Here is a 12,695-nt window from a genome sequence, read left to right on the forward strand (position 1 = left end):
CGGCCGGGACGGCGCCGGCCCGGCGCTTCCCGGCCCGCTCAGCTGCTCAGCGTGAACTCGGCCCGGATGCGCTTGCCGACCGGCACCCGCTCGGCCGTGACGCGGTCGCACAGGGCCACCACGATCTCCATGCCGTGGCCGCCCAGGCGGCTCGGGTCGGGGGCGTAGAAGACGGGCAGCGCGCTGCTGCTGTCGTACACCGTGATGCTGATCCGCTCCGCCGTGCCCTCCAGCTCCAGCAGATACGGGCCGTGGCTGTAGCGCTCCGCGTTGGTGACCAGCTCGCTGACGGCCAGCATCAGGTCGTTACGGGTGTGCGTGCCGAGCACGGCCATCCACTCGGACACCAGCCTGCCGAGAAAGCGGTCTGCCAGCGCCCGCGCCTGGGAGATGCACCCGGGCTCGCCGGCGAACACTTCGGCGCTGTGCAACGCCTCCGTGGGCGGACAGCTCCCGGGGGAGTCGTCCGGCGGGGAGATCGCCTGTTCGTTCATGTGCTCCAGCCAGGGCGCAGCGGGGAGGTCGCAGACCTCTTTCTTGTGATCGTGTACCCGCGTCGGGAGATCCCACTCCCCTGCGTCGACAGCGAATATTACGCGCGGCCGGGAAGCCGCACCACGGTGACGAAGAAGTCGTCGATCTGCCGGACCGCCGCGATGAACTGGTCCAGGTCGACCGGCTTGGTGACATAGGCGTTGGCGTGCAGTTTGTAGCTGCGCAGGATGTCCTCCTCGGCGGAGGAGGTCGTGAGCACGACGACGGGGATCAGCGCGAGCTCCGGGTCCTGCTTGATCTGCTCCAGCACCTGGCGGCCGTCGTACTTCGGCAGGTTCAGGTCGAGCAGGATCAGATCCGGCCGCGGCGCCTCGGCGTGCGCGCCGCGGCGGTAGAGGAAGTCGAGCGCCTCCTCGCCGTCGCGGACCACGTGCAGCGTGTTGCGGATCTTGTTGTCCTCGAACGCCTCGCGGGTCATCAGCTCGTCGCCCGGGTCGTCCTCGACCAGCAGGACCTCGATGGGTTCTACGGGGGTGTTCACGTGTTCTCTCCGGAGGTCTCGGCCGGCAGTGCGGTGTCGTCCGGCTCCGCGGGCGCGGGGTCGGGGTCGGCGGGCAGCGAGAAGTGGACCCGCGCCCCCTGACGGGAATCGGGATCGAGCCAGATCCTGCCCCCGTGGAACTCGATGATCTTGCGGCACAGGGCGAGGCCGATGCCGGTCCCGTCGTACTCGTCACGGCCGTGCAGGCGCTGGAAGATGACGAAGACCTTCTCCGCGAACTCCGGCGCGATGCCGATCCCGTTGTCGGCGACCGTGAAGTGCCAGTCGTCCCCGTCCCGCTCGCAGCCGACCGTGATCACGCACGGCTCGTCGGGCCGGCGGAACTTCACGGCGTTCCCGATCAGGTTCTGCCAGATCATCGCGAGCGTCGTGGGATCGCCGGTGACCGACGGAAGCGGGTTCTCGCGGACGACCTCGGTCCCGGACTCCTCGATCACCATCGCCAGGTTGGTGAGTGCCCGGTCCAGGGACCGGTCGAGCTCCACGGGCGTCCAGCTGTCGTGGACCCGTCCGACCCGGGAGAACGTCAGCAGATCGTTGATGAGCACCTGCATGCGCTTGGCGCCGTCGACCGCGAAGTCGATGTACTGCTTGCCGCGGCCGTCCAGCTCGTTCCCGTACCGCTTGTCCAGCAGCTGGCAGAACGAGGCGACCTTCCGCAGCGGCTCCTGGAGGTCGTGCGAGGCCACGTACGCGAACTGCTCCAGCTCCGAGTTGGACCTGCGCAGCTCCACGGTCTGCTGCGCCAGCACGTCCTCCCGCTCCTGCACCGCGTCGAGCTCGGCCACCAGCCTGCCCCGCATCTCCTCGACCGCGGCGGCCACCGCCCGTACGTCGGCGGGCCCGCGCACCTCGATCCGCTGCCGGCGGAAGGTGCTGGAGCGGACCCGCCGGGACGCCTCGGCGAGCGCGTTCAGCGGTCGCCCCACGGTGCGCTGGAGCAGCACGCTCAGGGCGATCACGCAGAGCGCGAAGACGATCAGCAGGGCGGCGAGGACCCGGTCGCGGGTGTGGCGGGCGTCGTCCAGCTGACCGCGTACCCGGTCCCGGGCGGCGTCGAGATGCGCCTGCTGGGTGCCGTACAGCTGCCGCAGCTCGTCGAAGGCGGCCTTGCTCTCGGCGGTCCTGGCGGACGAGCGCGCCCCGGGGCCGTCGCGCCGGACGGCGGCGATCAGCGGGTCGGCGTGCGCGCGGCGCCACTCAGCGGCGGCGGCGGCGATCCGGTCCAGGTCGCGGTCGTACGGCTGCTCGCCGTCCATCGCGGAGCGCACCCGGGCCAGCCGGTCCGTCTCCTCCTTCTTGCCGGAGGCGAACGGCTCCAGGAACGATGCGTCACCGGTCAACGCGTAGCCCCGGACCCCCGTCTCCTGGTTCAGGAGCGCGTTCTGGAGCTCGAAGGAGGCCGAGCGGGCCGGCTGGATGCGGTCGACCAGCTCGGTGGTCCGGTCCGAGATGCTGGCCAGCACCAGGCCGCCCGCCACCACGCAGCCGCAGACGACGAGGACGAAGGCGGCCAGGATCAGGTGGACCCAGTTCTGCACGGACAGGCGCGCCCACCTGCCGGCCGACTGTACGGCGGTGTCGGTTATCTCACTGCTCATGCGGGGTGCTTCTCCAGCCGAGGTGCAGGACGGCGACGTCGTCGGCGAGACCCCCGTGCGGGGCCGCCGCCTCCGAGGCGCCCGCGACCAGTGCGTCCACGAACGGGCGGGCGGCGAGCGGGGCCCTGTCCCGGGCCATCCCGAGCAGTCCCTCCTCGCCGAGCCGGCTGTGGGGTCCGGTGCGTCCCTCGAAGAGGCCGTCGGTGAACAGGACGAGGGCGGCGCCGGGCGCGAGTGCCACGTCGGTGACCGACCACTGGCCGTGTCCCGGCAGCAGCCCGAGCGCCATCCCGCCCTCGGGCTCCACCCAGTCGACCTCCGTGCCGTGCCGGAGCAGCAGCCCGGGGTGACCGGCCCGGATGACGCGGACGCGGTCGCCGCCGGGCGGAAAGGCCAGCGAGGTGACGGTCGCGAAGACATGGGGGTCGGAGCGCTCGGCGACCAGGATCGACTCCAGGAGCCCGAGCTGTTCCAGCGGGTCGGTGCCGCACAGGACGGCGGTGCGCCAGGCGACCCGCAGGCACACCCCGAGCGCGGCCTCCGCCGCGCCGTGCCCCGACACGTCACCGATGACCGCCCACACCGTGCCGTCCGACGTCTGGACCACGTCGTAGAAGTCCCCGCTGAGCAGCCCGTGGGCCCGGCCCGGCTCGTAGCGGGCGACGGCCTGGAAGCTGTCGTCGTTCAGCAGGGGGACGGGCAGCAGACCGCGTTCCAGGCGTGCGTTCTCCTGCGCCATCAGCTGGTTGGCGCGCAGGGCGGAGGCGGCCCGCTCCACCTGCTTGCGCTGGAGGGCGTACCGGATCGCGCGCGCGAGGGCCTGCGGGTCCAGCAGGCCCTTCGTCAGGTAGTCCTGCGCGCCCGTCGCCACCGCGGCGAGCCCCGCGTCGGCCTCCGCCAGGCCGGTGAGCACCACGATCGCCGCGTCGGGGGACGTCTCGACGATCTGGGTGACGGCCCGCAGGCCGTGCACGTCGGGCAGATGCAGGTCGAGCAGCACACAGACGGGCGCCTGGTGCGACCGCAGGAAGGCCAGCGCCTCGGACAGGGTCTTGCACCAGGTCAGCGTGGGGTCCAGCTCGCCGTCGGCGAGCATCTCCTCGACGAGCAGGGCGTCGCCCGCGTCGTCCTCGACCAGCAGGATGGTGCCGCCGACGTCCCACACGGAGTCGCGGTCGTCCGCCTCGGACGCCGCCTGGACCGGGAAGGCCCCTGGGACGGGAGGTCGGGCCGGGGCGCCCATGCGCATCTCAGCCACGTTTCACTCTCTCCTTGCACCGTACGGGCCACCCGCCCGGTGCTGCGCAGCATATGTGAACGACGCCCGGCGATCTGCCGCCGGGCGTCGTTCACATCGTCTTCGGCCACACTCCGCCGGTGTGTGACCGATTCGAGAGGGTGACCCGGCCCAAGTCCGGTTACGCTCGCGCGCGCCCGGGGCCGCGAGGGTCAGGCCTCCACGGACATCCCCGCCCGCAGCCGCTTGACGATGCGGGCGAGCAGCCGGGACACGTGCATCTGCGAGACCCCGAGCTCCGCGCCGATCTGGGCCTGCGTCATCTCCTCGCCGAACCGCATCTGGACGATCCGGCGCTCGCGCTCGTCCAGCTGCTCCAGCAGAGGCGCCAGCGTGTGCAGGTTCTCGACGGTCTCCATGCCGGGGTCGGCCTCACCGATCACGTCGGCGAGCGACCGCTGCTCGTTGCCGGAGTCCGTCTCGGCGCTGGGGGTGTCGAGCGATCCCGCCGAGTACCCGTTGGCCGCGACCAGGCCCTCGATGATCTCCTCCTCGGACAGATCGAGGTGGGCGGCCAGTTCGGCGACCGTCGGATCGCGGTCCAGCCGCGCCGACAGCGTCTCCTTCGCCTTCGCGAGATCGACCCGCAGCTCCTGGAGCCGGCGCGGTACGTGCACCGCCCAGGTGGTGTCCCGGAAGAAGCGCTTGATCTCGCCGACGATGTAGGGGACGGCGAATGTGGCGAACTCCACCTCGCGCGAGAGGTCGAAGCGGTCGATGGCCTTGATCAGGCCGATGGTGCCGACCTGGATGATGTCCTCGGTGTCGTCACCGCCCCGGTTGCGGAACCGCGAAGCGGCGTACCGCACCAGCGAGAGATTCATCTCGATGAGGGTGTTGCGCGCGTACTGGTACTCGTGCGTCCCCTCCTCCAGCGTCTGCAGCTGGTCCAGGAACATCTTCGACAGGGCCCGGGCGTCCTTGGGGGCGACCTTCCCGGTGTCCTCGATCCACGGCAGCTCCGCAGTCCCCGCACCGAGCGGTGCGCCTTCCTGTCCGGTGAGCGTGCACGCGTCGCCGAGGATTCCGTCGGTCTGCTCCGTCGTGGTCGCCATGGTGTGTGGCCCCTCCTTGTCGCCAAGTGCTTCGCGCACCGCCTGCCCCCGATCCGCGAGGCCATGCGTGATCCGCACAAAACTTTTCGAGCTTCTTCCGGCCGGCCCCGCTCTCACCCGATCGGAGCAGCTCGCGGATCATGGCAAACTTGACCGAGCCCCACGCCCCCGGTGAGGCCGGCGGCACGAGCACAGAGGAACGGCGATGACGGTGACAGAGGACGGCCCCGAGATCGTGGCCGGGACCGAGACATTCGGTCCCGGTATCGACCCCGAGCGGCTCGCCGTCTGCCTGAGCGTGCTGGACGAACTCGACACCATCGAGGTCGACCACCCGGACGCCGTCGCGGTGCGCCGGGCCACCGCCGGGATCTACCGGACCGTGAAGCAGCGCCGCCGCCAGGAGCGCCGGGCCGCCAAGACGGCGCACGACAAGGCGGTGACCGAGGCCACCGCCACCGGCTCCGCCGAGCGCATCGACGACGAGACCCAGGGGGTCCTGCCGTCCTCGTCCGCCAAGAGCGAGATCGCCGGCATCCTCCAGCGGCCCCGGTCCTGCTACGTGTGCAAGACGCGGTACGTCGAAGTCGACGCGTTCTACCACCAGCTGTGCCAGGACTGTGCCCGGGAGAACCGCGCCCGCCGTGACGCGCGCGCCGACCTGACGGGCCGCCGGGCGCTGCTCACCGGCGGCCGGGCCAAGATCGGCATGTACATCGCGTTGCGGCTGCTCCGGGACGGGGCGCACACCACGATCACCACGCGCTTCCCCAACGACGCGATTCGCCGCTTCAAGGCGATGGAGGACAGCGACGAGTGGATCCACCGCCTGAAGGTCGTCGGCATCGACCTGCGCGACCCGGCCCAGGTCGTCGCGCTCGCCGACTCGGTGGCCGCCGAGGGCCCGCTCGACATCCTGATCAACAACGCCGCGCAGACGGTGCGCCGCTCGCCGCAGGCGTACAGCGAACTGCTGGCCGCCGAGTCCGCGCCGCTGCCCGCCGGTGAGCTGCCCGCCGCCGAGGTCATCGGCACCTTCGGCAGCGGCAGCGTGGACCGCGTCGCCGCTCTGCCCGCCGCGCGCAAGGAACTGCTGAGCGCGCAGGAGGTCACGGACCTGGCCCTGGTCAGCGGTTCGGCGTCGCCGGCCCGGATCGCCGCCGGCACCGCGATCGACGCGGGCGGTCTCGTCCCGGACCTGCACGACACCAACAGCTGGATCCAGACAGTCGACGAGGTCGAGCCGATCGAGCTGCTGGAAGTCCAGCTCTGCAACTCCACCGCGCCGTTCATCCTGATCAGCCGGCTCCGCCCGGCCATGGCGGCGACCGCGGCCAAGCACTCCTACGTGGTCAACGTCTCCGCGATGGAGGGCGTGTTCGGGCGCGGCTACAAGGGCGCGGGGCACCCGCACACCAACATGGCCAAGGCCGCGCTGAACATGCTGACCCGCACCAGCGCCCAGGAGATGTTCGAGAAGGACGGCATCCTGATGACCGCCGTGGACACCGGCTGGATCACCGACGAGCGCCCGCACCCGGACAAGATGCGGCTGGCGGAGGAGGGCTTCCACGCCCCGCTCGACCTGGTCGACGGCGCCGCCCGGGTCTACGACCCCATCGTGCGCGGCGAGGCCGGCGAGGTGCTGTACGGATGCTTCCTGAAGGACTACGCCCCCGCCAACTGGTGAGGGAGCGGGGCGCCGGCCCCGGAGTGCGGGGACCCGGCGGGGATGATTTCCTGGCCGGGTCTTTTCCGTATGCGGTGGCTGAAAGTGACCCATGGCACACGATCCATCGAGCGCGGAAGCGCTCATTTGGTTACTCTGATGTGAACGGACGTCATCGAGGAGTCCACGAACCTTCCTCGACCGTCCTGGGACAGGCTTGTCAACCAAGTCGCCGTCCCGCCCCCGTACCCGGCGCCACCGCGACCGAACTGTTCCTGCCCCTGCCCCGCACGGGCAGCTGATTCCCGGCAATGAGAACCGGAGCGTCGGCGACGCCCGGGGCTACGCGACACGAAGGAGTGCGCGGTGACGACACCGGAATTGACGAAGCAAGAGGAGCGGCCTGCCGAACGGCACGGAAAGCCGGGACGCGGCAGCGACAAGCTCCAGAACATCGAGGTCTGGGCCAGGTCCGCGCCGATCCGTCTGGCCGGCTACGAGGACGACCTCGCCGAGCCGCACATCCTGCCCGGCATCGACTGACTGCCCGGACACCCGCTGTGGCCCGCCCCTCGCCGGGGCGGGCCACAGCGCGTTCTGCCCGCCGCTCCTCAGAACACCGCACGCGCCACGGCGGCCCCGGCGAAGGAGAGTCCCAGCCCGACGCCGACGGTGATCAGGAGATAGGCCGCCGCAAGCCCCAGCCGACGGGCCGAGTTGAGGGTGAGCAGTTCGTACGAGAACGTCGACCAGGTCGACAGGGCCCCGCAGAAGCCGGTGGCCAGCAGCAGATTCAGCCGGGTCCCCAGATCGCCGTCGGTCGCCGCCTCCGCGACGAAGCCGAGGATCAGCGCCGCGCCCGCGTTGGCCGCGAGGGTGCCCCAGGGGAAGGCGCTGTGCAGGCGGAACTTCGCGTCCACGCCGAGCAGATAGCGCACCGGCGCCCCCACCAGGCCCCCGGCCAGCACGAGCAGCCAGTCGGTCATGACGCCCCGCCCCGCGCACCGTAGGACCGGCCGAACGCGAAGTGCGCCGCGAACGCCCCCGCCGTCACGGCCGCCAGCGCCGCCACCACGGTCAGCACCAGGCAGCCCACCGCATAGCCGGGCTGATGGTTCTCGAAGAGCTGCCGCACATTGTCCGTGTAGTGCGAGAACGACGTGAAGCCGCCGAGCACCCCGGTGCCGAGCAGCGGACTGATCAGCCGGGGAGCCCCGGGGAACCGCAGCTTCAGGGTGACCATCAGGATGCCCATCAGGAAGCAGCCCACCGTGTTGACCAGCAGGATCGTCCAGGGGAAGGAGAACGTCCCGGTCGGCCACAGGCGTTCGGCCGCGTACCGCGCGGCGGCCCCCGCCGCGCCGCCGACCGCGACGGCGGCCACGACCGGGAACTGCACGCCCGGGTGGTGATCCGGGTGGCTGTGGCGGTGCAACCGCATCTTCTGGGGCATGCCGTGAACGTACGGACCGCCGTGCGGCGTCGGGGGCGCTCACTCCGGCGTGCCCCGACGATGTACCTGAGTGGGCTACGGGGAACGCCCTCGGCGTGAGAAGTGCACCTTGGTGTGACTCCATGGCATATGACGGACCGCTCCGGTGGTCCGCCCTGCCCGAAGCGCCCCCGAAGAGCCGCTGGAGCACGCCGTGTCCCTTGCCGAGCCGGATCTCGTCCGGCGGCTGGAGAGCCGTCAGCCGTCCGCGTACCTGCTGGCATCCCTGCGCGGCGTCGGGCAGGTCGACTTCCAGGCGAGCCTGTTCACCGGTGCCGCGATCCTCGCGGGGCTGTGGGCGGCGGGCTGGGAGACCGGCCTGTTCGCCACGCTGGGGACCCTGATCGCCACGGCCGCCGCCTATGCGCTGGCCGTCGACCGGGGGAGCATCGCGCTCGGCATGCAGGGGTTCGCGGGCTGCCTGACCGGCATCGCCCTGGTCTCATCGCTCGGCAACCACCCGGCCACGTATGTGCTGACCGTCGTGGGCGCCATCCTGTGCGTCGTCCTCATGGCGGCCCTCGCCACCCTCCTCGCGCCGTACCGACTCAGCCCCATGACCGCGCCGTTCTGCCTGGTCTCCGGCGTGATAGTGGTGGGCGCCCCCTCCTTCGACCGCGTCTGGCACGGCGCCCCCGCGGCCGTCTCCAGCACGACGAGAGGCGACACCGGGATCACCTGGAACGCCCTGTGGCACGCCTTCTTCAACAACGTCTCGCAGGTCTTCCTCGTCGAGAGCTGGTACGTCGGACTGATCATGCTCGTCGGACTCGCCCTGGCAGGCCCGCGCGTCGTCCTCTGGGCCGCGGCCGGCAGTGTGGCCGGGATCGTCGCCGCCTGGCTGCTGGGCGCGCCGACGGCGCTGATCGCCAACGGCATCTACGGATACAACGCGGTGCTCGTCGCCATCGGTCTCGGGGCCGTCTTCCTGGCCCCCACGGTCTGGAACGGGATCTACGCGCTGCTTGGCGCGGTGGCGAGCACGGGCCTCACCGCATCCCTGACCTCCTTCTTCAAACCGTTCGGCGGCCACACCTTCACCTGGCCGTTCATCCTCACCACCTGGACGCTGCTGGTCGCCGTGGAGCTGCTGCCGCGCCTGCGCCGCAGCGACTGACGGAGCCCCAGGACCCCCGCCCCCGTACATCCCGAGGAAGGCACACCCGATGAACCTCGCCCCCCGCGAGATCGACAAACTGCTCGTCTACGTCGTGGCCGACCTGGCCCGCAAGCGCCAGGACCGCGGCCTCAAGCTCAACTACAGCGAGTCGGTCGCGCTGATCACCGAGGCGATCCTGGAGGCGGCGCGCGACGGCAAGAGCGTCGCGGACTGCATGGAACTGGGCCGCCACGTGGTGGGCGAGGACGACACCATGCCCGGTGTACGGGAGATGCTCGGCCTCCTCCAGGTCGAGGCGTCCTTCGTGGACGGCACCAAACTGGTCTCCTGCCACGACCCCATCGGCGGCTGACCGTGGCGGGGAACGGGGGCGTCATCGCCGTCTGCGGCCACGAAGCCGCGTACGGCCGTGCGCTGGAGGGCCTGCTCGGCCCGCACGTGAGCGTCGTCGCCGGCGGCCGCGCGCTCTTCCGGGCCGTCGCCGCGCACCTGCGCCGGGGCGAGCCCGCCGTGGTCGTCCCGATGACGCTGGGCCGCGAACCCGGACTCGTCGCGGACACCGCCCGCACCCTGCGCGCCGTCCCCGCCGGCGGGCCCGGAGCCGTCCTGCTCGCAGAGCCCTTCGGCACCGCCCAGCACCTCGTCGCCTGGCTGCGGGCGGCCGCCGGCCGGGCACCGGCCGACGCCGCGCTCCTCGTCACCGCCCCCTCCGGCGACCCGTTCGAGGACGCCGAGCTGTACCGCGTCGCCGCGCTCGTACGCCGCTACGGGCGCCACGCCCTGGTCGAGGTGGCCTTCGACGGCGGTGACCCGGACCCGGCCGAGGGCGTCCGGCGCTGCGGGCTGCTGGGCGCGGAGCGCGTGGCACTGCTGCCCGCGTCGTTCACGGCGGTCGGCCCGGTCGGCGCGCGGCCGGTGCCGGTGACGGACATCGGCCCCCTCGTGCCGGGACCCGCGCTGCGGCGGGTGCTGGACGAGCGCGTGGCCGACGCGCACCGGCGCCTGCGCGAGCACGGCGACGACGGCATCACCGCCGGCCTCGCCGCCGCCGACCACCACGGCCACGCCCACACCCACCCGCCGGGCGAGGGCCACGGCCACGCGCACGGACACCCCCACGCGCACGGGCCCGGGGACGCGCACCGGCACCACCACCACCCGTCCGCCGCCGAAGCGGACCGAGGCATCAGGAGCATCGCATGACGTTCCGTCAGCAGTACCTGTACGGAGACGGCCCGATCGAACTCAACGCAGGCCGCCGCACGCTCAAGGTCACCGTGAGCAACACCGGCGACCGAGCCGTCCAGATCGGCTCGCACTACCACTTCTTCGAGGTCAACTCGGCGCTCTCCTTCGACCGCGAGGCGACCCTGGGCATGCACCTCAACATCGCCGCCGGCACCTCCGTACGGTTCGAGCCCGGCGGGACCCGCGAGGTCGAGCTGTGCGCGTACGCCGGGACCGGCCGGCTCACCGGCTTCAGCGGGCTGCTCAACGGCAGCCTCTCCTCCCACCCCGCCCGCGTCGAAGCGGTCCGCCGGGCCATCGAACGCGGCTTCGAGGGCGCGCAGCGCGCGTCCGCCGCGGCCCGCTCCGAGGACGCCAAGGGCAGCAAGGGGTCCAAGGGGGACTCCAAGGGTTCCAAGGCCGCCAAGGACAAGAAGAAGGGTTCGCGCTGATGCCCATCCTGCCCCGCAAGCAGTACACCGACATGTTCGGTCCGACGGTCGGTGACCGCTTCCACCTCGCCGACACCAACCTCGTCGTCGAGGTCGAGAAGGACTACAGCGAGGGCCTGTACGGCGACGAGGTCGTCTACGGCGGCGGCAAGACCATGCGCGACGGCATGGCGTCCGACCCGCAGGCCACCGCCGCCCAGGGCGCGCTGGACACCGTCATCACCAACGTGGTGGTCATCGACCCCATGGTCGGCGTCGTCAAGTGCGACATCGGCATCAAGGACGGCTTCATCGTCGGCATCGGCAAGTCCGGCAACCCGCAGACGCAGAACAACGTCGACCCGGACCTGGTCGTCGGACCCGGCACGGAGGCCATCGCGGGCGAGCACCTGATCGCCACCGCCGGCGCCATCGACACCCATGTGCACCTCATCGCCCCGCAGCAGGCCGAACAGGCGCTGACCAACGGCATCACCACGCTCATCGGCGGCGGCACCGGCCCCACGGACGGCTCCAACGGCACCACCTGCACCCCCGGCCCGTACAACATCGGCAAGCTGCTCCAGGCGGCCGAGGCGTTCCCCGTCAACCTCGGCATCATGGCGAAGGGCAACGGCAGCCTGCCCGAGGCGCTCAACGAGCAGGTCGCCGCCGGCGCCTGCGGTCTCAAGGTGCACGAGGACTGGGGCGCCACCCCGGCCGTCATCGACAACGCGCTGACCGTCGCCGACGCCCACGACGTCCAGGTGTCGATCCACACCGACAGCCTCAACGAGAGCGGGTTCTTCGAGGACACCCGCTCCGCCATCGACGGCCGGGCCATCCACACCTTCCACAGCGAGGGCGCGGGCGGCGGCCACGCCCCGGACATCCTGCGCGTCACCGGCGAACCGAACGTCCTGCCGTCCTCCACCAACCCGACGCTGCCGTACACCAAGAACTCGGTGGACGAACTCCTCGACATGGTCATGGTCTGCCACCACCTGAGCCGTGACATCCCCGAGGACGTGTCGTTCGCCGACAGCCGGGTACGGGCCGAGACCATCGCCGCCGAGTCCGTGCTCCACGACCTCGGCGTGATCAGCATGTTCTCCTCCGACTCCCAGGCGATGGGCCGCATCGGAGAGTCCGTCACCCGGGCCTTCCAGACCGCGCACCACTGCAAGGACAAGCTCGGAGTCCTGGAGGGCGACTCGGAGCGCAACGACAACCAGCGGGTGCTGCGCTACCTCGCCAAGGTCACCATCAACCCCGCCATCGCCTCCGGGATCTCCGACTACGTGGGCTCGATCGAGAAGGGCAAGCTCGCCGACATCGTGCTGTGGCCCATCCACTCCTTCGCCGCCAAACCGAAAATGATCATCAAGGGCGGCATCGTCTCCTGGGCGCAGATGGGCGACCCCAACGCCTCCCTGCCGACCCCGCAGCCGGTCATCTACCGGCCGATGTTCGGGCAGTACGGCAAGGCGCTCCGGTCCACCCACGCCACCTTCATGTCGCAGGCGGGCATCGCCGCCGGGGTGCCGGCCGAACTCGGCCTGGAACGCCAGGTCCTCCCGGTGCGCCGCACCCGCACCATCGGCAAGCACAACATGATCCGCAACGACGCCCTGCCCGACGTCCAGGTCGACCCGGAGACGTTCAAGGTCACGCTCAACGGCAAGGTCGCCACCATCGACCCGGCCGAGACGCTGCCCCTGAACCACCTCTACTTCCTGGTCTAGG

14 protein-coding genes are annotated in these 12,695 nt (G+C 71.2%); 7 read left to right on the plus strand and 7 right to left on the minus strand.

What is annotated here, in order from left to right; genetic code table 11:
- Nucleotides 1-38: 38 nt before the first annotated feature.
- The 5 genes from ACFUJY_RS21425 to ACFUJY_RS21445 form a co-directional block, all read right to left on the minus strand.
- Nucleotides 39-494, minus strand: coding sequence for an ATP-binding protein (locus tag ACFUJY_RS21425; RefSeq protein WP_383301886.1), 456 nt, complete (start codon nt 492-494; stop codon nt 39-41).
- 98 nt (nt 495-592) lie between these two features.
- Nucleotides 593-1,036: a response regulator gene (locus ACFUJY_RS21430; protein ID WP_383301889.1), complete on the minus strand. Its 444-nt coding sequence runs from the start codon at nt 1,034-1,036 to the stop codon at nt 593-595.
- Complete coding sequence (locus ACFUJY_RS21435; RefSeq protein WP_383301892.1) at nt 1,033-2,658, minus strand: CHASE3 domain-containing protein; 1,626 nt, start codon at nt 2,656-2,658, stop codon at nt 1,033-1,035. Before ACFUJY_RS21435 ends, ACFUJY_RS21430 begins: the two co-directional genes overlap by 4 nt.
- On the minus strand, nt 2,648-3,907 hold the full coding sequence (locus tag ACFUJY_RS21440; protein ID WP_383302221.1) for a PP2C family protein-serine/threonine phosphatase: 1,260 nt from the start codon (nt 3,905-3,907) through the stop codon (nt 2,648-2,650). The genes ACFUJY_RS21435 and ACFUJY_RS21440 overlap by 11 nt, the downstream gene beginning before the upstream one ends.
- Before the next feature lie 200 nt (nt 3,908-4,107).
- Nucleotides 4,108-5,010 (minus strand): RNA polymerase sigma factor SigF, encoded by a 903-nt coding sequence (locus tag ACFUJY_RS21445; protein WP_383301895.1) that lies wholly within the window; start codon nt 5,008-5,010, stop codon nt 4,108-4,110.
- Between the two features lie 205 nt (nt 5,011-5,215).
- Here ACFUJY_RS21445 and ACFUJY_RS21450 point away from each other — a divergent pair, with 205 nt between their 5' ends.
- Both ACFUJY_RS21450 and ACFUJY_RS21455 read left to right on the plus strand, forming a co-directional pair.
- Nucleotides 5,216-6,700: an SDR family NAD(P)-dependent oxidoreductase gene (locus ACFUJY_RS21450; protein WP_383301898.1), complete on the plus strand. Its 1,485-nt coding sequence runs from the start codon at nt 5,216-5,218 to the stop codon at nt 6,698-6,700.
- A gap of 345 nt (nt 6,701-7,045) precedes the next feature.
- On the plus strand, nt 7,046-7,222 hold the full coding sequence (locus ACFUJY_RS21455; RefSeq protein ID WP_365682748.1) for a hypothetical protein: 177 nt from the start codon (nt 7,046-7,048) through the stop codon (nt 7,220-7,222).
- Nucleotides 7,223-7,290: 68 nt separating this feature from the next.
- Here ACFUJY_RS21455 and ACFUJY_RS21460 read toward each other — a convergent pair whose 3' ends face one another.
- Complete coding sequence (locus ACFUJY_RS21460) at nt 7,291-7,665, minus strand: fluoride efflux transporter FluC (protein WP_383301900.1); 375 nt, start codon at nt 7,663-7,665, stop codon at nt 7,291-7,293.
- Entirely contained in the window at nt 7,662-8,132 is a 471-nt protein-coding gene (locus ACFUJY_RS21465) for a fluoride efflux transporter FluC (protein WP_383301902.1), read from the minus strand. Before ACFUJY_RS21465 ends, ACFUJY_RS21460 begins: the two co-directional genes overlap by 4 nt.
- A 193-nt stretch (nt 8,133-8,325) precedes the next feature.
- On the opposite strand from ACFUJY_RS21465, the gene ACFUJY_RS21470 reads away from it, so the two are divergent.
- From ACFUJY_RS21470 to ureC, 5 genes are read left to right on the plus strand one after another with little or no spacing between them, the layout of a single operon-like run.
- On the plus strand, nt 8,326-9,288 hold the full coding sequence (locus ACFUJY_RS21470; protein ID WP_383301905.1) for an urea transporter: 963 nt from the start codon (nt 8,326-8,328) through the stop codon (nt 9,286-9,288).
- 49 nt (nt 9,289-9,337) lie between these two features.
- The gene (locus ACFUJY_RS21475) at nt 9,338-9,643 is read left to right on the plus strand and encodes an urease subunit gamma (protein ID WP_164402631.1); all 306 of its coding nucleotides are present in this window, start codon (nt 9,338-9,340) and stop codon (nt 9,641-9,643) included.
- A gap of 2 nt (nt 9,644-9,645) precedes the next feature.
- Nucleotides 9,646-10,494: a sirohydrochlorin chelatase gene (locus tag ACFUJY_RS21480; RefSeq protein ID WP_383301908.1), complete on the plus strand. Its 849-nt coding sequence runs from the start codon at nt 9,646-9,648 to the stop codon at nt 10,492-10,494.
- On the plus strand, nt 10,491-10,970 hold the full coding sequence (locus tag ACFUJY_RS21485) for an urease subunit beta (RefSeq protein WP_383301910.1): 480 nt from the start codon (nt 10,491-10,493) through the stop codon (nt 10,968-10,970). Before ACFUJY_RS21480 ends, ACFUJY_RS21485 begins: the two co-directional genes overlap by 4 nt.
- The gene (ureC, locus tag ACFUJY_RS21490) at nt 10,970-12,694 is read left to right on the plus strand and encodes an urease subunit alpha (RefSeq protein ID WP_383301913.1); all 1,725 of its coding nucleotides are present in this window, start codon (nt 10,970-10,972) and stop codon (nt 12,692-12,694) included. The genes ACFUJY_RS21485 and ureC overlap by 1 nt, the downstream gene beginning before the upstream one ends.
- Nucleotide 12,695: the final 1 nt, after the last annotated feature.

It is taken from the genome of Streptomyces sp. NPDC057249, assembly GCF_042669245.1.
GTDB lineage: Bacteria > Actinomycetota > Actinomycetes > Streptomycetales > Streptomycetaceae > Streptomyces.

Bases quoted from the DNA above. Each gene is read 5' to 3' on its own strand.
- ACFUJY_RS21425 (WP_383301886.1), bottom strand. From the start codon at position 494: ATGAACGAACAGGCGATCTCCCCGCCGGACGACTCCCCCGGGAGCTGT.
- ACFUJY_RS21435 (WP_383301892.1), bottom strand. From the start codon at position 2,658: ATGAGCAGTGAGATAACCGACACCGCCGTACAGTCGGCCGGCAGGTGG.
- ACFUJY_RS21440 (WP_383302221.1), bottom strand. From the start codon at position 3,907: ATGCGCATGGGCGCCCCGGCCCGACCTCCCGTCCCAGGGGCCTTCCCG.
- ACFUJY_RS21445 (WP_383301895.1), bottom strand. From the start codon at position 5,010: ATGGCGACCACGACGGAGCAGACCGACGGAATCCTCGGCGACGCGTGC.
- ACFUJY_RS21450 (WP_383301898.1), top strand. From the start codon at position 5,216: ATGACGGTGACAGAGGACGGCCCCGAGATCGTGGCCGGGACCGAGACA.
- ACFUJY_RS21460 (WP_383301900.1), bottom strand. From the start codon at position 7,665: ATGACCGACTGGCTGCTCGTGCTGGCCGGGGGCCTGGTGGGGGCGCCG.
- ACFUJY_RS21465 (WP_383301902.1), bottom strand. From the start codon at position 8,132: ATGCCCCAGAAGATGCGGTTGCACCGCCACAGCCACCCGGATCACCAC.
- ACFUJY_RS21475 (WP_164402631.1), top strand. From the start codon at position 9,338: ATGAACCTCGCCCCCCGCGAGATCGACAAACTGCTCGTCTACGTCGTG.
- ACFUJY_RS21485 (WP_383301910.1), top strand. From the start codon at position 10,491: ATGACGTTCCGTCAGCAGTACCTGTACGGAGACGGCCCGATCGAACTC.
- ureC (WP_383301913.1), top strand. From the start codon at position 10,970: ATGCCCATCCTGCCCCGCAAGCAGTACACCGACATGTTCGGTCCGACG.